Origin of the sequence: Nakamurella multipartita DSM 44233 (genome assembly GCF_000024365.1) — a bacterium.
GTDB classification, from domain to species: domain Bacteria; phylum Actinomycetota; class Actinomycetes; order Mycobacteriales; family Nakamurellaceae; genus Nakamurella; species Nakamurella multipartita.
Map to the genome: position 1 here is coordinate 3,576,745 of NC_013235.1, position 18,264 is coordinate 3,595,008.

General features: G+C 70.3%; 18 protein-coding genes and 1 pseudogene. 12 read left to right on the plus strand and 7 right to left on the minus strand.

Annotated elements, in window-relative coordinates; all coding sequences use genetic code 11:
- The first annotated feature begins 46 nt into the window (after positions 1-46).
- The 4 genes from ctaE to qcrB all read left to right on the plus strand — a co-directional run bounded on the left by ctaE (position 47) and on the right by qcrB (position 4,401).
- The gene (gene ctaE, locus NAMU_RS16055) at positions 47-667 is read left to right on the plus strand and encodes an aa3-type cytochrome oxidase subunit III (RefSeq protein WP_015748446.1); all 621 of its coding nucleotides are present in this window, start codon (positions 47-49) and stop codon (positions 665-667) included.
- Between the two features lie 232 nt (positions 668-899).
- Positions 900-1,667 (plus strand): cytochrome bc1 complex diheme cytochrome c subunit, encoded by a 768-nt coding sequence (qcrC, locus tag NAMU_RS16060; protein ID WP_015748447.1) that lies wholly within the window; start codon positions 900-902, stop codon positions 1,665-1,667.
- Positions 1,664-2,776: a cytochrome bc1 complex Rieske iron-sulfur subunit gene (qcrA, locus tag NAMU_RS16065; protein ID WP_015748448.1), complete on the plus strand. Its 1,113-nt coding sequence runs from the start codon at positions 1,664-1,666 to the stop codon at positions 2,774-2,776. Before qcrC ends, qcrA begins: the two co-directional genes overlap by 4 nt.
- The gene (qcrB, locus tag NAMU_RS16070) at positions 2,773-4,401 is read left to right on the plus strand and encodes a cytochrome bc1 complex cytochrome b subunit (protein ID WP_015748449.1); all 1,629 of its coding nucleotides are present in this window, start codon (positions 2,773-2,775) and stop codon (positions 4,399-4,401) included. Before qcrA ends, qcrB begins: the two co-directional genes overlap by 4 nt.
- A gap of 205 nt (positions 4,402-4,606) precedes the next feature.
- Here qcrB and NAMU_RS16075 read toward each other — a convergent pair whose 3' ends face one another.
- Positions 4,607-5,110 carry a DUF6194 family protein gene (locus tag NAMU_RS16075; protein ID WP_015748450.1) on the minus strand — a complete coding sequence of 168 codons (504 nt, stop codon included), beginning with the start codon at positions 5,108-5,110 and terminating at the stop codon, positions 4,607-4,609.
- Between the two features lie 38 nt (positions 5,111-5,148).
- Between NAMU_RS16075 and NAMU_RS31085 the strand changes: the two genes are divergently transcribed.
- Positions 5,149-5,898 (plus strand): MerR family transcriptional regulator, encoded by a 750-nt coding sequence (locus tag NAMU_RS31085; RefSeq protein WP_015748451.1) that lies wholly within the window; start codon positions 5,149-5,151, stop codon positions 5,896-5,898.
- Positions 5,899-6,241: 343 nt separating this feature from the next.
- Here the strand turns inward: NAMU_RS31085 and NAMU_RS16085 are convergent, their stop codons facing one another.
- Together NAMU_RS16085 and ctaC are read right to left on the minus strand one after the other, a co-directional pair.
- Positions 6,242-6,646 carry a cytochrome c oxidase subunit 4 gene (locus NAMU_RS16085; protein ID WP_015748452.1) on the minus strand — a complete coding sequence of 135 codons (405 nt, stop codon included), beginning with the start codon at positions 6,644-6,646 and terminating at the stop codon, positions 6,242-6,244.
- Between the two features lie 53 nt (positions 6,647-6,699).
- The gene (gene ctaC, locus NAMU_RS16090) at positions 6,700-7,650 is read right to left on the minus strand and encodes an aa3-type cytochrome oxidase subunit II (RefSeq protein ID WP_015748453.1); all 951 of its coding nucleotides are present in this window, start codon (positions 7,648-7,650) and stop codon (positions 6,700-6,702) included.
- Positions 7,651-7,821: 171 nt separating this feature from the next.
- On the opposite strand from ctaC, the gene asnB reads away from it, so the two are divergent.
- A complete protein-coding gene (gene asnB, locus NAMU_RS16095) occupies positions 7,822-9,738 on the plus strand; it encodes an asparagine synthase (glutamine-hydrolyzing) (protein ID WP_041369044.1) in 1,917 nt (638 codons plus the stop codon).
- Here asnB and NAMU_RS16100 read toward each other — a convergent pair whose 3' ends face one another.
- Together NAMU_RS16100 and NAMU_RS16105 are read right to left on the minus strand one after the other, a co-directional pair.
- The gene (locus tag NAMU_RS16100; RefSeq protein WP_052308201.1) at positions 9,739-10,674 is read right to left on the minus strand and encodes a carbohydrate kinase family protein; all 936 of its coding nucleotides are present in this window, start codon (positions 10,672-10,674) and stop codon (positions 9,739-9,741) included. It lies immediately after the preceding gene.
- 157 nt (positions 10,675-10,831) lie between these two features.
- A complete protein-coding gene (locus NAMU_RS16105) occupies positions 10,832-11,200 on the minus strand; it encodes a HesB/IscA family protein (protein ID WP_015748456.1) in 369 nt (122 codons plus the stop codon).
- A gap of 242 nt (positions 11,201-11,442) precedes the next feature.
- Here NAMU_RS16105 and NAMU_RS16110 point away from each other — a divergent pair, with 242 nt between their 5' ends.
- Together NAMU_RS16110 and NAMU_RS30525 are read left to right on the plus strand one after the other, a co-directional pair.
- Complete coding sequence (locus NAMU_RS16110; protein ID WP_015748457.1) at positions 11,443-12,087, plus strand: DUF3043 domain-containing protein; 645 nt, start codon at positions 11,443-11,445, stop codon at positions 12,085-12,087.
- A gap of 12 nt (positions 12,088-12,099) precedes the next feature.
- Positions 12,100-13,029, plus strand: a complete 930-nt coding sequence (locus NAMU_RS30525; RefSeq protein WP_015748458.1) for a DUF2087 domain-containing protein — start codon at positions 12,100-12,102, stop codon at positions 13,027-13,029.
- A gap of 90 nt (positions 13,030-13,119) precedes the next feature.
- Here the strand turns inward: NAMU_RS30525 and NAMU_RS31850 are convergent.
- Positions 13,120-13,323, minus strand: a pseudogene (locus NAMU_RS31850) (GNAT family N-acetyltransferase); the annotation flags it as partial.
- Here NAMU_RS31850 and NAMU_RS16120 point away from each other — a divergent pair.
- On the plus strand, positions 13,255-13,905 hold the full coding sequence (locus NAMU_RS16120; protein ID WP_041369046.1) for a hypothetical protein: 651 nt from the start codon (positions 13,255-13,257) through the stop codon (positions 13,903-13,905). The pseudogene NAMU_RS31850 and the gene NAMU_RS16120 sit on opposite strands and share 69 nt — an antisense overlap.
- A 52-nt stretch (positions 13,906-13,957) precedes the next feature.
- Here NAMU_RS16120 and NAMU_RS16125 read toward each other — a convergent pair whose 3' ends face one another.
- On the minus strand, positions 13,958-15,298 hold the full coding sequence (locus NAMU_RS16125) for a glutamine synthetase family protein (RefSeq protein WP_015748460.1): 1,341 nt from the start codon (positions 15,296-15,298) through the stop codon (positions 13,958-13,960).
- 114 nt (positions 15,299-15,412) lie between these two features.
- Between NAMU_RS16125 and NAMU_RS27515 the strand changes: the two genes are divergently transcribed.
- The 3 genes from NAMU_RS27515 to NAMU_RS16140 are packed head-to-tail and all read left to right on the plus strand — an operon-like array spanning position 15,413 to position 18,251.
- The gene (locus NAMU_RS27515; protein WP_138180268.1) at positions 15,413-16,522 is read left to right on the plus strand and encodes an alpha/beta hydrolase; all 1,110 of its coding nucleotides are present in this window, start codon (positions 15,413-15,415) and stop codon (positions 16,520-16,522) included.
- An 18-nt stretch (positions 16,523-16,540) separates the two neighbouring features.
- Positions 16,541-17,287 (plus strand): esterase family protein, encoded by a 747-nt coding sequence (locus NAMU_RS16135; protein WP_015748462.1) that lies wholly within the window; start codon positions 16,541-16,543, stop codon positions 17,285-17,287.
- Between the two features lie 49 nt (positions 17,288-17,336).
- Entirely contained in the window at positions 17,337-18,251 is a 915-nt protein-coding gene (locus tag NAMU_RS16140) for a serine hydrolase domain-containing protein (protein ID WP_015748463.1), read from the plus strand.
- The last annotated feature ends 13 nt before the right edge of the window (positions 18,252-18,264 follow it).

Genomic DNA, 18,264 nt, shown 5'->3' on the forward strand with positions numbered 1-18,264 from the left:
GTGGGCCGCAGGGGCATGATCGCCGGGCACAGTCCATAATCGTCGTGTGACGACTGCGACCAGCCCCGCCGCCGGGCCCTCCGCGTTCAGCGCACGCGTGCACACCCTCAACCGGCCGAACATGGTCAGCGTCGGGGTGATCGTGTGGCTGGCCAGCGAGTTGATGTTCTTCGCCGGCCTGTTCGGCGTGTACTTCACCATCCGCGCGCAGTACGAGGGTGAGTTCCCGCCGGCGCCGACCGAGCTCGACATCACCTACGCGACGTTCTTCACCGTGATCCTGGTGGCCTCGTCGTTCACCTGCCAGTGGGGGGTGTTCGCCGCCGAGCGCGGCGATGTGTTCGCCCTGCGTCGCTGGTACGTCCTGACCCTGGTGATGGGCCTGATCTTCGTGCTCGGGCAGGCCAACGAGTACCACACGCTGGTCACCCACCACGACACGACGCTGGCGTCCTCGCCGTACGGGACCGCCTTCTACCTGACGACGGGCTTCCACGGCCTGCACGTCATCGGTGGGCTGATCGCGTTCGTCCTGCTCATCGGCAAGACGAAGATCTCCAAGTTCACCCCGGCGCAGGCCACCGGGGCGATCGTCGTCTCCTACTACTGGCACTTCGTCGACGTCGTGTGGATCGGCCTGTTCCTGACGATCTACATCATTCGCTGACCTGCGGGTGCATCTGCGCCCGGAGCTTCTACAGTACTTAGAACCAACCGACTCAGAAGCAACACAGCCACCGGCCAGCACCGGCAGTTGTCTCTCGTCAAGCCGCCGCCAAAACGAGCACGAGGTGTCCACCAGAATGTCGGTCAACGACACACCGCCGGCCGCCGAGCCCCGTCGATTCCGACGCGGCTCGAGCCGCCGCGGCCGCCTCACGGGGCGCCGATCGAAGTCGATGCGCCGGATCACCGGCACCCTGGCCCTGCTGCTGGGGCTGACTGCGATGGGCTTCGCCTTCGCCGCGTTCACCGCGTCGGCCAACGAGGCGAACGTGGCCACCGCCGCCAGCGTCGACGCCGCCCAGATCGAACGGGGCGCGTCGATCTACCAGACCTCCTGCATCACCTGCCACGGGGCGAACCTGCAGGGCGTGCTCGACCGCGGCCCCTCGCTGGTCGGGGTCGGCCAGGCGGCCGTCTACTTCCAGGTGGCCACCGGCCGTATGCCGGCCGCGGAGAACCAGGCCCAGATGCCGCGCAAGGCGCCGTTCTTCAGCCCCGAGGAGATCGACGACCTGGGCGCCTTCATCCAGGCCAATGGCGGCGGTCCGGAGATCCCGGCGTCGGGCCTGCGCGACGACGCCCAGATCGCCATGGGTGGCGAGCTGTTCCGGCTCAACTGCGCGTCCTGCCACAACTTCACCGGCCAGGGCGGCGCCCTGTCCCAGGGCAAGTACGCGCCCAACCTGGACCCGGCCACCGACGAGGAGATCTGGGGCGCCATGCTCTCCGGCCCGGAGAACATGCCCAAGTTCGGTGACGGCCAGCTGACCCCGGAGGAGAAGGCGGCCATCGTCTCCTTCATCCAGAACAACAAGGCGACGATCGATCCGGGCGGGCTGCCGCTGGGCGGCTTCGGCCCGGCCCCTGAAGGTCTGATCGCGTTCCTGGTCGGTATGGGCGCCATCGTGGCGGCCACCTTGTGGATGGGATCGCGCGCATGAGCACCGATCAGCACGCCGTTCCCGGCGAGGCCGAACTGGCCCGGATGTCGCCGGAGGAGAAGGCGGCCGCGGGCATGGCCGCCGACCACGTCGAACTCGAGGAGTACGGCCCGGTCGCGGTCCACGGCTCGCCGGCCGACAAGCGCAACGAGCGCAGCGTGGCGATGTGGTTCCTGCTCGCCGGCCTGCTCGGTCTGCTGTTCGCGGTGGCCTTCATCTGGTGGCCGCACGAGTACGTCCCGGCCTACGAAGAGGGCCAGCTGGCCTACGCGCTCTACACCCCGATCATCGGCGCCACCATGGGCGGCGCGATCCTGTGCTTCGGCATCGGCGTCGTGCAGATGGCGCGCAAGATCTTCGCCCACGAGGTGGCCATCCAGCAGCGCCACATCGGCATGTCGACCGAATTCGACCGGCAGTCGCTGGCCGCCCAGGTCATGGACACGGTCGACAAGGCCGGCCTCAAGCGCCGGGGCATGATCAAGGGCTCGCTCGCCCTGGCCGGCGGTGCCCTTGGCCTGGTCGCGGCCATCCCGATCCTGGGTGCGTTGATCAAGAACCCGTGGGCCGAGCGGGCCGACTCGCCGCTGTGGGTGACCCCGTGGGCCCCGCTGGCCGACGGGACCAAGATCCGGCTGACCCAGATCGACGGCACCCCGGTTCGCCCCGAGGACCTCGCCGCGGGCTCGATGGCCACGGTGTTCCCCGGCGTGCCCGGTGGCTCCAAGGCCTCCGACGCCGCGGTGATGCTCTTCCGGGTCCGCTCGGACACGGTGATCCGGATCCGCGACGGTCAGCAGGGCTTCCAGTTCGGCGACTACTACGCCTACTCGAAGATCTGCACGCACGTCGGCTGCCCGGTGTCGCTCTACGAGCAGCAGACCGGCCGGGTCCTGTGCCCGTGCCACCAGTCCCAGTTCAACCTGTACGAGGGCATGTTCCCGGTCTTTGGACCGGCGACCCGGCCGCTGCCGCAGCTGCCGATCGAGCTCGATGACGAGGGTTACTTCGTCGCCGCGCGCGACTTCGTCGAAGCGGTCGGGCCCGGATTCTGGGAGAACGGCAAGTTCCCGGCGTGGTATTCGGAGCCCAAGGAGGCCACAGGATGAGCCGGCTGACCACCCCCCGCAAGGCTGCTGCCGGCACGTCGCACGTGCAGAAGGCGCTGGACAACGTCGACGTCCGGTACCACGGTGCCCGGCCGCTGCGCACGCAGCTGAACAAGGTCTTCCCCAGCCACTGGTCGTTCATGCTGGGCGAAGCCGCGATGTACTCGTTCATCGTGCTGCTGCTGTCCGGTGTGTACCTGACGCTGTTCTTCGACCCGTCCATGGCCGAGACCGTCTACCAGGGCGTGTACGAGAAGCTGCGGGGCGTGCCGATGTCGATGGCCTACGCCTCCACGTTGGACATCTCGTTCGAGGTCCGGGGCGGTCTGCTGATCCGGCAGATCCACCACTGGGCGGCGTTGATCTTCCTGTTCTCGATGATGCTGCACATGATGCGCGTCTTCTTCACCGGCGCGTTCCGCAAGCCGCGTGAGGTGAACTGGATCATCGGCGTGCTGCTGCTCATCCTGGGCATGGCCGAGGGCTTCCTGGGCTACTCGCTGCCGGACGACCTGCTCTCCGGCACCGGCCTGCGGGCGGTCAGCGCGTTCATCCTGTCCATCCCGGTGATCGGGACCTGGATGCACTGGGCCGTCTTCGGCGGCGACTACCCGGGCGAGATCATCATTCCGCGGTTCTACTCGCTGCACATCCTGCTGATCCCGGGCATCATCCTGGCCCTGATCGCGGCCCACGTGGCCCTGGTCTGGTTCCAGAAGCACACCCACTTCGCGGCCCCCAAGGCGACCGAGAACAACGTCGTCGGCATCCGCATCCTGCCCAAGTTCGCGGCCAAGGGCGGCGGGTTCTTCGGCATCGTCTTCGGCGTCATCGCGATCATGGGCGGCCTGTTCCAGATCAACCCGATCTGGAATCTGGGCCCGTACAACCCGGCGCAGGTCTCGGCCGGTGTGCAGCCGGACTTCTACATGGGCTTCTTGGACGGCATGGTCCGTATCTGGCCCAACTGGGAAGTGCGCAACCTGTTCGGGCACTACATGATCCCGGCGGTGTTCTTCCCGTCGATCCTGGCGGCGACGATCCTGATGATCCTGGTGATCGCCTACCCGTTCATCGAGAAGGCGTTCACCAAGGACGACGCGATGCACAACATCCTGCAGCGCCCGCGGGACGTGCCGGTGCGCACCGCCCTGGGCGTCGCGTTCATCACCTTCTACCTGGTCAACCTGATCAACGGCGCCAACGACCTGTTCGCCTTCAAGCTGGACATCTCGCTGAACGTGATGACCTGGGTCGGCCGGGTGCTCTCGATCATCGGCCCGGTCATCGCCTACGTGATCACCTACAAGCTGTGCCTGGGCCTGCAGCACTCGGACCGGGCGGTGCTGGAGCACGGCATCGAGACCGGCATCATCCGGCGGCTGCCCAGCGGTGAGTTCATCGAGATCCACCAGCCGCTCGGCCCGGTGGACGATCACGGCCACCCGGTCCCCCTGGCCTACCAGGGCGCTCCAGTACCCAAGCGGATGAACCAGCTCGGTTCCGCCGGGGCCGCCGTCCCGGGCTTCCTGCGACCGGCCGACACCACCGGTGAGCTGCACTACGGCGACGAGCCGATCGAAGAGATGAAGCGCGACGAGCTCGAGGCGCGGTCGGATCACTGATCGCTCGTCGAGCCCACGAAGGCCCCGTCCGCTCTCCTGCGGCCGGGGCCTTCGTGCATTCCCGGCCCCTGTCCCCCGTCCCCCGGCCCAGTGTCCCCGGTCCCGCTGTCCTCCGGTCGCGACCCCCAGCCTGCGCGCCCGGGGACCATCGCGAGTGAAGGATCGGCGCCGCTCAGCGACACCCACCCTTCACTCGCGGCCGGCCTCAGCAGTCGGCGGGGTCGGCGCCGGGGAGCGCGGCGCGCCGCGCGGCCCGACGCTCCACCCGCTGCCGGTCGGCGAGGTGTGCGTGCCGTAGGGCTGCCACCACGCGCGCGGACGTCCGTGGGCCGGGGTTGACCACCGCCACCCAGCCGTAGGCGCCGTAGACGGGGTGGGGCACGAAGACGTCGGCCGCGCCGAAGTCCACGGCGGACGCATTGATCTCCTCCGGCGGATAGCCGACGAGATCGGCGAACCACTGTGGCCCCACATGGATGTTCAGGCGCCACCGGTCGGGATCGTCCAGGCGCGACTGGACGTCGTCCGGGTAGTTCTTGGTGACGATCGTCGCGTAGGGCTGCCGATTCCGCGGAACCAGGCCATCCGGCGCGTAGTAGAAGAAGTGGTCCGACCACGAGATCTCCGGGTGCTCGCTGCCCGGTCGGGGAGCGAGCTCCAGGATACCGACGTAGCTTCGGATCTCGGCAAGCAGCTGGTCCAGGGTCATGCTTCAAGTCTGACCTTGAAGTGCTAGTGGAGGGTTGGATGGCCGAGACCGACGCTCCCCCACCGCCGGCATTCACGACTGCCGCTCTGGCCGCGGCCACCGGCTACTCGGTCGGGCTGGTGCGAGATCTGGAGGGCCTCGCCGTCATTCCACCGGCCGCGCGGCACACCAACGGGTACCGCCGCTTCGGGCCGGCCCATGCCGTCGCGCTGCGGGCCTACCGTGCCCTCGCGATCGCCCTCGGGCCCGTGACGGCCCGGATCACCCTGCGCGAGGTACAGGCGCTGCCCTACGACGAGGCGATCGCCCGGATCGTCGCCCTCCATGTCGCGCTGGCTCGGGGCCGGGCGGACGCCCTGGCCGCGCTGGATGCGTTGACCGGCATCGTCGACGAGGATCGTCATGACACCCCCGACGCCGACGCCGACGGGATGAGCATCTCGGAGTTGGCCGCCGCGCTCGGCGTGCGCACGTCGACGCTGCGCTTCTGGGAACAGCAAGGCCTGCTGACCCCGGAGCGAACCGGCCCGCTGCAGTCGCGCTGGTACCCCCTCGCCGCGATCCGGGACGCGCGGATCGTGGCCGTCCTGCGGGCCGGTGGGCACCGCATTCCGGCCGTGCAGGCCGTCATGCGATCCCTGCGGGAGGTCGGCGACACCCGGGACCTGCACACGGCGCTCAGCGACCGCCTCCGGACGATCGGCCGCCAGTCCGAGGCCCTGCTGCGCGCGGGTACCGACATCGCCGACCTGATCGCCCTTGGGCCGGCCGATCACCAGGAGCCCTGACGCCGCGAGTCCGTCCAGGCGCGCCCAGCCGAATTACCGAGGAACCCCCGGACGGCTTCGGGCTCAGCGACGGACTGCGCTGCTCGGCCGACCCGGCGATACTCACCACAAGTTGGCGCGAGCGCGGCTGGGACCCAGACGGCCGGCCATCGTTGACCCTGGTGCGGCCCCAGGGACTGCGTCCCGACACTAGGACCTCCAGGAGATGATCCAGGCGCTCACCCGACGGTTTGGTCTCCCACCCGCTCCGCCACTGGAGGCCACCGGTCCGTAGCCGGCGGGTCCACCAACGTCGAGAGGCGCACCACCCGGGGGTGGTGCGCCTCTGGACAGCGGACGTCGGTCAGTGGCTGACCGGCCGCCGGTGGTACTCGTAGACCAGGCCGCAGACGACCCAGAGCAGCATGCCGGCGGCGATGACCATCAGCCAGACCAGCAGGTACGCGGCGGCCACGGCGAACAGGGCGATTACCGACGCCAGGAAGAACGGGTAGTAGGAGCCGGGCGAGAAGAAGCCCAGGTCCCCCGCGCCGTCGGCGATCTCGGCGTCGTCGTTGTCCTCGGGGCGGGCACCCTCGAGCCGCCGGGAGACGAACAGCAGGAACGTCCCGATGATCAGGGTCAGCCCGGTGGACAGGACCAGCGCCGTGATGCCGACCACCTCGTGCGGCGCCAGGACGCCGTACACGATGGCGGCCAGGGCGAAGAAGCCGGTCAGCCCGATGAACAACCAGGTCTCCACCCGCATGCCGCCCTTGGCGGCCTCCGGCTTGTCGGCCTTGGTCGAATGAGCGGCATTCATCAGCTGCCCCCAGGGACGGGCTCGTTGGCACCCTTGGCGGTGCGGTCGGTGTTCATCGGCGCCGTGGTGGTAGCCAGCGGTGCGCACAGCTCACCGCAGGAGGAGATCTTCTCCCCCGTCGCGGTCAGCGCCTCGGCCGCCGTGTACGGCGCACGGGTCTGCGGGTTCACGGTCTGCCGGTAGTCCAGGTAGGTGTCGTAGACGTCCTGCGGGACCGCCCGGACCTCGAAGTTCATCGAGCCGTGGTAGGTGCCGCAGAGCTCGGCGCACCGGCCGACGAAGGCACCGGTCTGCTCGATGGTGTTCTGGAACTTGTTGTCCGTCTGGTTCTGCTCCGGATACGGGAACACGTCGCGCTTGAACAGGAAGTCGATGGTCCAGAACGAGTGGATGACGTCCTTGGAGCGCAGGTCGTACTGGATGACCTTGTTCACCGGCAGCACCAGGATCGGGATCTCGTTGCTGGTGCCGACCGTGTGCACCTCGCCACCGCCGCCCGGCAGCGACGTGCCCGGGTAGCCGAAGTCCCAGTTCCACTTGAAGGCGACCACGTCGACCGTGACGTCCGGGTTCGGCTGCTTCTCCAGGGCGACGTTCTCGGTGGTCACCGTGAAGTAGAACAGGACGAACACCATCAGGAACGGGACGGCGGTGTACACCAGCTCCAAGGGCAGGTTCTCCTTGGTCTGCTTCGGGTACAGCGGGCCGTTCTTGCGCTTGTGGTAGACGATGAACGCCCAGAACATCAAGCCCCAGACGACCACGCCGATGGCCAGGGCCGCGATGGTGGCGCCCTGCCAGAACTCGCGCATGCGGGTGGCCTGCGGGGTCACGCCCATGGGCCAGCCCCAGGTCGGCAGATCGGCGAACGAACAGCCGCTGACCAGCACCGAAAGCACGCCGAGCATGCCGGCGAGGAAGATCCGCCGTCGCGCGCGGGACCGTGTCACGTGCGTCCTTCCTCTCGATCATCTGTGGTTCACGTGGGAGATTACCGTCCCGCCTCGCGATCCACTCGGCCGGGGACCCGCGAGTTCTACGGGATGTCGAGTTCCTGGTGGCCGGGGGCGCGCGGGGGGCGGGTCACACGCTCCTGATGACGCGGACGGGATACTGGCCCGGTGTGCGGACTGATGGGTTTTGTCTCCGGATCGGGCCATGCGGCGACCCGGGTCGCGGCGGTGGACGCGGGAATGCGCTGCGCCCGCCATCGCGGACCCGACGAGCAGGGCACCTGGCATGACGACGACGTCGTCTTCGGGTTCAACCGGCTCTCGATCATCGACCTGGAGCATTCGCACCAGCCGCTGCGCTGGGGGCCGCCCGAGGCGCCCGAGCGGTACGCGCTGGTGTTCAACGGCGAGATCTACAACTACCTGGAGCTGCGGGCCGAGCTGACGGCCGAGTTCGGCACGCAGTTCGCCACCCAGGGCGACGGCGAGGCCATCGTGGCCGCTTACCACCATTGGGGCCAGGCGGCCGTGGCCCGGTTGCGCGGCATGTTCGCCTTCCTGATCTGGGACACCCAGGACCGGGTGCTCTTCGGCGCCCGGGACCCATTCGGCGTCAAGCCGCTGTTCGTGGCCCAGTTGCCCGACGGCATCGCCTTCTCCTCCGAGGCCAAGGGGCTGCGCGAGCTCACCGGGGCGGCCCGGGTGAACGTCCCGGCCCTGCAGCACTACCTGGTCCTGCAGTACGTGCCCGAGCCCGCCACCATGGACCCCGCCATCCGCAAGATCGAGTCCGGCACCCATCTGACCGTCCGGCCGGGCCGGCCGATGGCCACCAAGCGCTACTTCCACCCGGTGTTCGCATCCCGGCCGGCGATCTCCGACGCCGAGCGCAGCGCGCTGTACCAGCGGATCGCCGAGGTGATGGACGACTCGGTGGCCAAGCACATGCGCGCGGACGTGACCGTCGGCGCGTTCCTGTCCGGCGGCATCGACTCGACCGCGATCGCCGCACTGGCCAAGCGCTACAACCCGGACCTGCTGACCTTCACCACCGGCTTCGAGCGGGAGGGCTTCTCCGAGGTCGACGTGGCCGCCGAGTCGGCCGCCGCGATCGGCGTCGAGCACATCGTGCGGACCGTGTCCGAGCAGGAGCTGACCAGCACGCTGCCGCTGATCGTCTGGTACCTGGACGACCCGGTCGCCGACCCGGCCCTGGTCCCCCTCTATTTCGTGGCCAACGAGGCCCGCAAGCACGTCAAGGTGGTGCTCTCCGGCGAGGGCGCCGACGAGCTGTTCGGCGGCTACAACATCTACCGCGAGCCGATGAGCCTGCGGAGCATCACCGGGCTGCCCGGCGGGCTGCGCAAGGGCCTGGCCGCGGTCGGACGGGCCATGCCGGAGGGCTTCCGGGGCCAGGACATGCTGCGGCGCGGCTCGCTGGAGCTGGAGGACCGCTATTACGGCAACGCCCGGATCTTCCGCGAGGAGCACCTGTCCGGGGGTCTGCTGCGGACCTACGACCCGGCCCGCTCGTTCCGGGACATCACCGACCCGATCTACGCGCAGACCAAGGAGGTCGACCCGATCGCCCGGATGCAGCACGTCGACCTGTTCACCTGGCTGCGCGGGGACATCCTGGTCAAGGCCGACAAGATGACCATGGCCAACTCGCTCGAGCTTCGGGTGCCGTTCCTGGACAAGGAGGTCTTCGAGGTTGCGCGGACGGTGCCGGCCGACCAGAAGGTGACCAAGAACACGACCAAGCTCGCCCTGCGCCGGGCCATGGAACTGGTCGTGCCGCCGCACGTGCTGCACCGGCGCAAGCTCGGCTTCCCGGTGCCGATCCGGCACTACCTGGCCGAGGGGTCCTACGAGTGGGCCCGCGAGGTCATCACCTCGGCGCACACCGACGAGTATCTGGATCCGGCGGCGGTGCTGGCCATGCTGGACGCGCACCGGGCCGGCGAGGCCGACCATTCCCGCCGGCTCTGGACGATCCTGGTCTTTCAGATCTGGCACGGGATCTTCGTCACCGGCCAGATCACCCCGCAGATCCCGGAACCGGTGTACCCGGTCCGGCTCTAGCTACCAGGCGAGCGCGACCGCGATCTCGGCGGCCGCGTCCTCGCCGTAGGCGTCGGCCAGGCGGACCCGGGCCACCGCGGTGTCCAGCTGGTACTCCTGGGTGCCGACCGTCTCCAGCGTGAGGGTGGCCATCAGCGAGCCGAGCTGGGCGGCCCGCTCGAACGACAGGGCCAGGGACCGGCCGGCCAGGAACCCGGCCCGGAAGGCATCGCCGACCCCGGTCGGGTCGACCTTGGACTTCTCCGGCAACGCCGGCACGGCCAGCCGGCTGCCGTCGGCGGCCACGATCTCCACGCCCTGCGAGCCCAGCGTGGTCACCCGATGACCCACCACGTCCAGCACGGCCCGGTCCGACCAGCCGGTCTTGGACTTGAGCAGGCCCAGCTCGTAGTCGTTGGTCAGCAGCAGATCGGCTCCGCGGACCAGCTCGGCGACGTCGTCGCCCTCCATCCGGGCCAGCTGCTGGGACGGGTCGGCGGCGAACCGGTACCCCCGCTCGCGACACTCCTGGGAGTGCCGGACCATCGCCGCCGGGTCGTCCGCGGCGATCACCACCAGGTCCAGCCCGCCGTAGGCGGCGGCGATCGGACCCAGTTCGATCTCCCGTGCGCGGGCCATCGCGCCCGCGTAGAAGGACGCGATCTGGTTCATGTCCTCGTCGGTGGTGCAGACGAACCGGGCCGTCTGCACGTCCTCGCACCGGTGGACCTTGGAGCAGTCCACGCCGTGCCGGGTCAGCCAGGAGTCGTAGTCGCCGAAGTCGGCGCCGGCCGCGCCGACCAGGACCGGGTTGAGCCCCAGGGCCGCCATCCCGAAGCAGATGTTGGGCGCCACCCCGCCGCGGCGCACCACCAGGTCGTCGACCAGGAACGACAACGACACCCGGTGCAGCTGATCGGGCAGCAGCGACTCGGAGAACCGGCCCGGGAAATGCATCAGGTGGTCGGTGGCGATGGATCCGCAGACGGCGATCGGCACGGCAAACACTCCAGGGCGAGCTAGCGGGTGGGACGGGCGACGGTGCAGGTCCGGGCGCGGACAGCACAAAACCCCCGGCCTGGGGCCGGGGGTTGGCCGGACGAGCCGGTCGGGATCAGTGGAAGGAGTCGCCGCAGGCGCAGGAGTTCTGCGCGTTCGGGTTGTCGATCGTGAAACCCTGCTTCTCGATGGTGTCGACGAAGTCGATCACCGCACCGTCCAGGTACGGCTTGGACATCCGGTCGACGGCCAGCCCGATGCCGCCGAACTCGACCAGCGCGTCGCCGTCCAGCGCGCGATCGTCGAAGAACAGCTCGTAGCGCAGGCCCGAGCAGCCGCCGGGCTGCACGGCGATTCGCAGCACCATCTCGGCGGTGCCGTCCCGGTCGAGCAGTTCCTTGGCCTTGGCCGCGGCCGCATCGGACAGCGTCACACCGTGGGCCTTGGCCACGCCGGTGGCAGCGGTGGTGTCAGCAACGGTCATTTTGTTACTCCCTGGTCGTGGGGGGACAACTCCAGTGACTGCGATCGGGCCGATCGAACCGGCCGTCACCCTGCAGTGCGGCGTGTTGTCGCACTGACCATGATGCCACGCGGGCCGGGGCATCAGACAGGTTCCCGCCCCGGACGTGAGCAAAAACCCGTTCGCGGCGCCTTTCATTCCCGCGGCTGGCTCGATGTCGCCAATGGCGGGTCCGGCGGGTCCGACCCGACTAGGCTGGGCCGGTGAGTTTCCTGCGCCGCAAACCCGCCGACGAACCCGCTGCGGAACCTGTCGTCGAGCCCACCCCCGAGCCACCGGCCGACGGCAAGAAGGGCCGTCCCACGCCGAAGCGCCGGGAGGCCGAGGGCCGCACCCGGGGTCCGGTCGCACCGCCGCCGAAGACCCAGCGCGAGGCGATGAAGCGGTCCAAGGAACAGCGCTCGTCGATGTCCAAGGACGAGCGCCGGGCCGCCGCCCGGACCAACCGCGAGCGGATGATGGCCGGCGACGAGCGCTACCTGCTGCCGCGCGACCGGGGCAAGGTCCGCGCCTACGTCCGCGACCTGGTCGACGCCCGGCGCAACGTGGCCGGGATCCTGCTGCCGATCGCCGTGCTGTCCTTCGTCATCCTGCTGGTGCCGGTGCAGCTCATCCAGGCCTACGGGCCGCTGGTGCTGCTGGTGGCCATCGCCGCCGCCGTGATCGACTCGATCATCTTCGGCCGGCAGATCAGCAAGAAGGTCGCGGCCAAGTTCCCCCAGGGCGACAGCTCCGGCCAGTCCACCAAGGGCTACTCCCTGGGTTTCTATGCCTTCAACCGAGCGTGCCTGATCCGCCGGTGGCGTGCGCCGCGCCCCCGGGTCGAGACCGGCCAGCAGATCGACTGAGCCGGGCACCTCGTGGACGATCTCCAACAGGCCGCGGCGCAGAACAGCGAGCTGGTCCTGCGGCGCTACTTCGACGCCGACGGCCGGCTCAAGCAGATGCCGGCCAAGCAGTCCCGCCAGCTGGCCGTGTTCGACCTGATCGCCCAGCGGTTCACCCCGGGAGTGCGCTACAGCGAGATCGAGGTCAACCGCGAGTTGATGGCGGTCTACGACGACTACGTGAGCCTGCGCCGGGGTTTGGTCGACTTCGGCCTGCTGGATCGGGCGAACGGCGAGTACTGGCGCAGCGGCGGCACCGTGCCGGTGGGTGGCCCGACGTCGGCCGCCGACGACCCCGTGCGCCCGCCCACCTCGGCCAGTGCCCCCTCGGCGCGCGGCGCGGCCCGGCGCGAGGCGATCCTGAGCGCCGCCGCCCAGCTGTTCGCCGATCGTGGTTATGCGGCCGTCGGCATGGACGACATCGGGGCGGCCGCCGGGGTGACCGGGCCGGCCATCTACCGGCACTTCGGCGCCAAGGCCTCCGTGCTGACGGCAGTCTTCGACCGGGTCATCCACGCCGTGGCCGACGACCGGGTGGACGATCGGCCCGATGCCGGCACCCCGGCCGCCGACGCGGCCCAACTGCGCGAGCTGATCCTCGAGTACGCCGAGGCCGTGTGCAGCCGCCGCCGGCTGATGGCCGTGTTCGTGCGGGAGGTGCACCACCTGCCCACCGACGACCGGACGCTGCTCGACGAGCGGCAGCGGCTGCTGGTGCGCAAGTGGCGCACCCTGCTGGGCCACGCCCATCCCGACTGGGACGTCGAACGGGTGCGGACCGCGGTGCACGGCGCGTTCGGCATGCTCAACGCGGTCGGCACGTTCGAGTCGCCGCTGCCCGACGACGAGCTGGCCCACCAGATGAGCGAGCTGGCGATCAATGCCCTGCAGGTGCAGGCGTGAGGTCGATCTCGGCGAACCGGCGATCGGCCGGAACCCCAGCGAGCGGTAGAGCTCGTTGGCCGGCAGGTAGTTCTCGTCGGTGAACAGCGTCACCTCGTCGGCGCCCAGCGCCCAGGCGGAATGGACCGCGGCGGCCGTGACCGCCGCGCCGAACCGTTCGCGACGCCGCTGCGCCGGGGTGTAGACCGGCGCGATCCGGCAGATCCCGTCGGCCCGCACCGGGGAATGCCCGGCTACCGCGACCGGCTCCTCGCCGGCCCACCACAGGACGAACCGATCGCCCCGGTCGATCATCCGGGCGACCAGTTCCGGGTCGGGCGCGACCGGTTCGCGGCTCACCCCGGTCTCGACCTGGAACCGGGCGAACCATCGGGCGGCCAGGGCGACCTGCTCGGGATCCTGCGGGTCCAGCGGCCGCGCCGCCCCGGGCACGGCCGCCGGCTCGATCAGGGCCGCCAGCCGGTAGTACAGCAGCCACAGGTGCGGCGTGGCGGTCGTCCCGGTGCACTGCGACCAGGCCTGGGCCAGCTCCAGGGCCACCTCCCGGCGGCCGTGCACGGCCTTGATCGGGGCGCCGGTCTCGTGCAGCGCGGCGGCGAACTGGTGCAGGGTGGCCGGCCGGTCCCGAACCTGCGGGTCGATGACGGTCAGCAGCGGGAAGCCGGGCATCCGCAGCGCGGCCACCGACAGCCCGTCCAGATCGCGCAGCGCGACCAGCAGCGGCGGCCCGGCCGGCCCGGGCCGGTCGAGCTGGTTGGCCAGGACGGCGGTCAGCATCGTGGCGCCGACCCGGTCCCGGTCGACCAGTTCCGCGACGGCGACCCGGAACCGGTCCGCTTCGGCGAACACCTCGAATTCGGGCATGCCCGACTGTAGGCGGGCCGGCCCGGCCGGTCGGAGCGACCCGGCGGTCAGAGCGACCCGGCGGTCAGAGCGAGAGGTAGCGGCGCAGCTCCTGCGGGGTGACCTGGCGGCGGTAGGCCTCCCACTCGCTGCGCTTGTTGCGCAGGAAGAAGTCGAAGACGTGCTCGCCGAGCGCCTCGGCGACCAGCTCCGAGCCCTCCATCACGGCCAGTGCCGACTCCAGCGACGAGGGCAGCTTCTGGTACCCCATCGCCCGCCGCTCCACCTCCGAGAGCGACCAGACGTTGTCCTCGGCGGGCGGCGGCAGCTCGTAGCCCTCGCGGATGCCCTTGAGGCCGGCCGCGATGACCACCGTGTACATCAGGTACGGGTTGCAGGCCGAGTCGGGCAGGCGGAACTCCAGCCGCTGGCTGGACGCCTTGCCCGGCGAGTAGTTCGGCACCCGGACCAGGGCCGAGCGGTTCGAGGTCCCCCAGGAGGCGGTGGTGGGCGCCTCGTCGCCGACGACGAGCCGCTTGTAGGAGTTCACCCACTGGCAGGACACCGCGGTGATCTCCCGGGCGTGCCGGACCACCCCGGCCAGGAACGCCTTGCCGGTGTCGGACAGCTGGTATTCGTCGTCCGGGTCGTGGAAGGCGTTGCGCTCCCCGTCGAACAGCGAGAAATGCGTGTGCATCGCCGAGCCCGGGTGCTCCACGTACGGCTTGGGCATGAACGAGGCGCGCACCCCCTGGGTGATCGCCACCTCCTTGACCACGTACCGGAACGACATGACGTTGTCGGCCATGGTCAACGCGTCCGCGTAGCGCAGGTCGATCTCCTGCTGCCCGGGCGCGCCCTCGTGGTGGCTGAACTCCACCGAGATGCCCATCGCCTCCAGGGTCTCGATGGCCCGCCGCCGGAAGTGCGGCGCGGCGTCGTGCGAGGACTGGTCGAAAAAGCCGCCCTGGTCGGCCGGTTCGGGCGGGGTACCGTCGTTGGGCAGGTCCTTGAGCAGGAAGAACTCGATCTCCGGGTGCACGTAACAGGTGAAGCCGAGCGAGGCGGCATCGCCCATCGCCCGGCGCAGCACGTGCCGGGGGTCGGCCCAGGACGGGGACCCGTCGGGCATGGTGATGTCGCAGAACATCCGGGCCGAGTAGACCCGGCCACCGTCGGCCTCCCAGGGCAGCACCTGGAAGGTCGAGGGGTCGGGCCGGGCCACCATGTCGGACTCGAAGACCCGGGAGAAGCCCTCGATGGCCGAGCCGTCGAACCCGATGCCCTCGTTGAAGGCACCTTCCAGTTCGGCCGGGGCCACCGCGACGTTCTTGAGGAAGCCGAGCACGTCGGTGAACCAGAGCCGGACGAAGCGGATGTCCCGCTCTTCCAGGGTGCGTAGGACGAACTGCTGCTGGCGATCCATGACGCACACCTTATGTAGACGCCGCCGCGGCGTCGTCGTCGCATCGCCGGTGGGGCGGCCGGCAAGCCCGGCCGATCGCGCGGATGCAGCCGATCGATGACGTACGGTGACCGGATGTCAGCCAGGCACCGGCGACCGGACGACTCCGACCCGAGCGATCCGGGGGCCGATCCGACCCGCACCGGTCCCGTGGTCGGCCCGGACGGGGTGGTGCTGCGGGTCGGCGATCCCGAGCACCTGCTCGACGGAGTCCGGCTCGAGGTCGACTGGATGCTCGGCGAGCAGAACCGCGAATTCAGCTGGGCCGACGGTCGCTGGACCCTGGAGCTGTCCCGGCCCGCCGCATGGCGGATCGAGTACCAGCTGACGCTCCGGCGCGACGGTGACACGGTGTGGACCCCCGATCCCGACAATCCGCGGCGGGTGCCCAACCCGTTCGGCGACAAGTCCGAGATCCGGTTCCCGGAGTACCGGGAGCCCAACTGGCTGCTCACCCCGGCCGACGGGCCGGTCACCGAGATCCGCACCCCGAACGGCCGGCTGACCCAGCCGGTGCCGGTCAAGCTCTGGTCACCGGCCGGCCTGCCCGCCGCCACCGCGGCGCCGCTGCTGCTGGTGCACGACGGGTCCGACATGGCCGACCGCGGCCACCTGCTGTCCTGGGCGGCCGAGCACGCCAGGACCCGGCCGCTGCGCGTGGCCCTGCTCGATCCGCCGCACGGGCTGCGCGATCAGTGGTACTCCGCGGACCCCGACTACAGCGCGCACATGGCCGAGGTGGTCCTGCCGGCGCTGACCTCCCGGGTGCTCACCGGACCGATCGTCGGCCTGGGGGCCAGCCTGGGCGCGCTGGCCATGCTGACCCTGCAGCGCCGCCATCCCGGGTCGGTCTCCGGCCTGGCCCTGCAGTCGGGCTCGTTCTTCACCGCGACACTGGACCCGCAGGAGAGCGGCTACAGCCACTTCGACCGGATCTGCGCGGCCGTCCGGCAGGTGGCCGCCGGACCGGACCTGTCCGTTGACGCACCGCCGCGGTCGGTGCCGACCCTGATCACCTGCGGGGCGATCGAGGAGAACCGTTTCAACAACGAGGCGATGGCGGACGCGCTGCGGGCCCAGCAGTACCCGCTCACGTTCCGGCTGGTGCCCGACGCGCACACGATGATCGGCTGGCGGGATGCCTGGTACCCGGCGCTGAACGAGCTGCTGCGCGGCCTGCGCTAGCCAGTAGGGTCAGAGCCCATGACCCGCACCGAGTATCACCGGCTGGACGCCCCCTCCCTCGGCGGGTCCGCCGAGATCGCGGTGCACGGCCACTTCGGGCGGCCGGTGCTCTGGTTTCCCAGCGAGGGGGGCGCGCCCTGGGACTTCGAGAACAACGGCATGCTCGACGCCGTTCGCCCGGCCGTGGACGAGGGCCGGATCACCGTGTTCTGCGTGTCCTCCTTCGACCACGACTCGTGGTCGGCGTCCTGGATGCCACTGGGTGACCGGGCCCGCAACCATCGCCGGTACGAGGACTGGATCATCTGGCAGGTGCTCCCGTTCATCCGGGACCGGATGGGCGGCCGGGACGACGTGGCCACCGCCGGGCCGTCGATGGGCGCCTTCCACGCGGTGCTGTTCGCCCTGCGGCACCCGCACGTGTTCGGCCGCGCGGTGGCCCTGTCCGGCAACTACGACCCGTGGAGCTGGCGGGCCTGGGGTGAGTCCGACGAGGACACCTACCTGACCAGCCCGCTGCAGTTCCTGCCGGGCACCCACGGCGGTCACCTGGACTATCTGCGGTCGCGGCTGGCGATCACCCTGGTCGTCGGCAGCGGCCAGTGGGAGGACACCACCGGCGCGAATCATTCGACGCGGGCGCTGGCGCACGTGCTGGCCGACAAGCAGATCCCGCACGAGCTGTTCGTCTGGGGTCACGAGTGGCCGCACGACTGGCCGAGCTGGCGGGCCCAGGCGGCCATCTACCTGCCGGCCCTGGGCTGAACGACCGCCCGCACCTGCGGCCTCGCTGCACCACCTAGGCTGACCGACCGTGACCACCGACCTGCTGGCCGATTTCGTCCGCGCGAACACCGAGGCGGACCTGGGGGTCTACGGCGTCCAGGCGCAGCGCGACGGGGGGCCGCCGATCGCCCACCGGTTCCGGTCCGACGACCGGGTGAACCTCTATTCGGTGTCCAAGGGCTTCACCGCGGTCGCCCTGGGCCTGGCCGAGGCGGAGGGCCGGCTGAGCCTGGACGACCGGCTGCTGGACCACTTTCCCGAGCTGGCCCCGGTGGCCGCCGACGGCGTCGAGCGGATCACCCTGTACCAGCTGCTCACCATGAGCAGTGGCAGCAGCCACGAATGGTTCGCCGACCATCCGATCCACGCGCCCGACCTGCTGGCCGAGATCGTCGCCGCACCGCTGGTCGCCGAACCCGGGACCCGGTTCAACTACACCGGTTCCGGGCCCTACGCGGCGGCCCGCGCGTTGGCCCGGGCGACCGGGGCGACCGTGCGGGACTACCTGCTGCCCCGGCTGTTCACCCCGCTGGGCCTGCACAATCCGCAATGGCTGCGCTGCCCGCTGGGCTACCCCACCGCGGAAAGCGACCTGCTCCTGCGGACCGAGGAGCTGGGCCGGTTCGCCCTGCTGCTGGTCCGCGAGGGCACCTGGACCGACGGGCGGCAGCTCATCCCGGCCGAGTTCGTCCGGCGGATGGGCACCGACGTGGTGGACTGCTCGACCGGCCCGGCCCGCCCGTCCGGTGAACCGGACGAGCGGACCTACGGGCTGGGCGTCTGGCCGCGGCCGGGCGGGCGCTACCAGCTGCACGGCCGGTACGGCCAGTTCGCGATCATCGATCGGCAACGCGGCGCCGCGGTCACCTGCACCGCGCACACCGAGCGCGAGGACGCGCTGATGGACGCGCTGCACGGCCTGGTGCTGGACCGAATGGGGTGAACCGGGCGGCGTG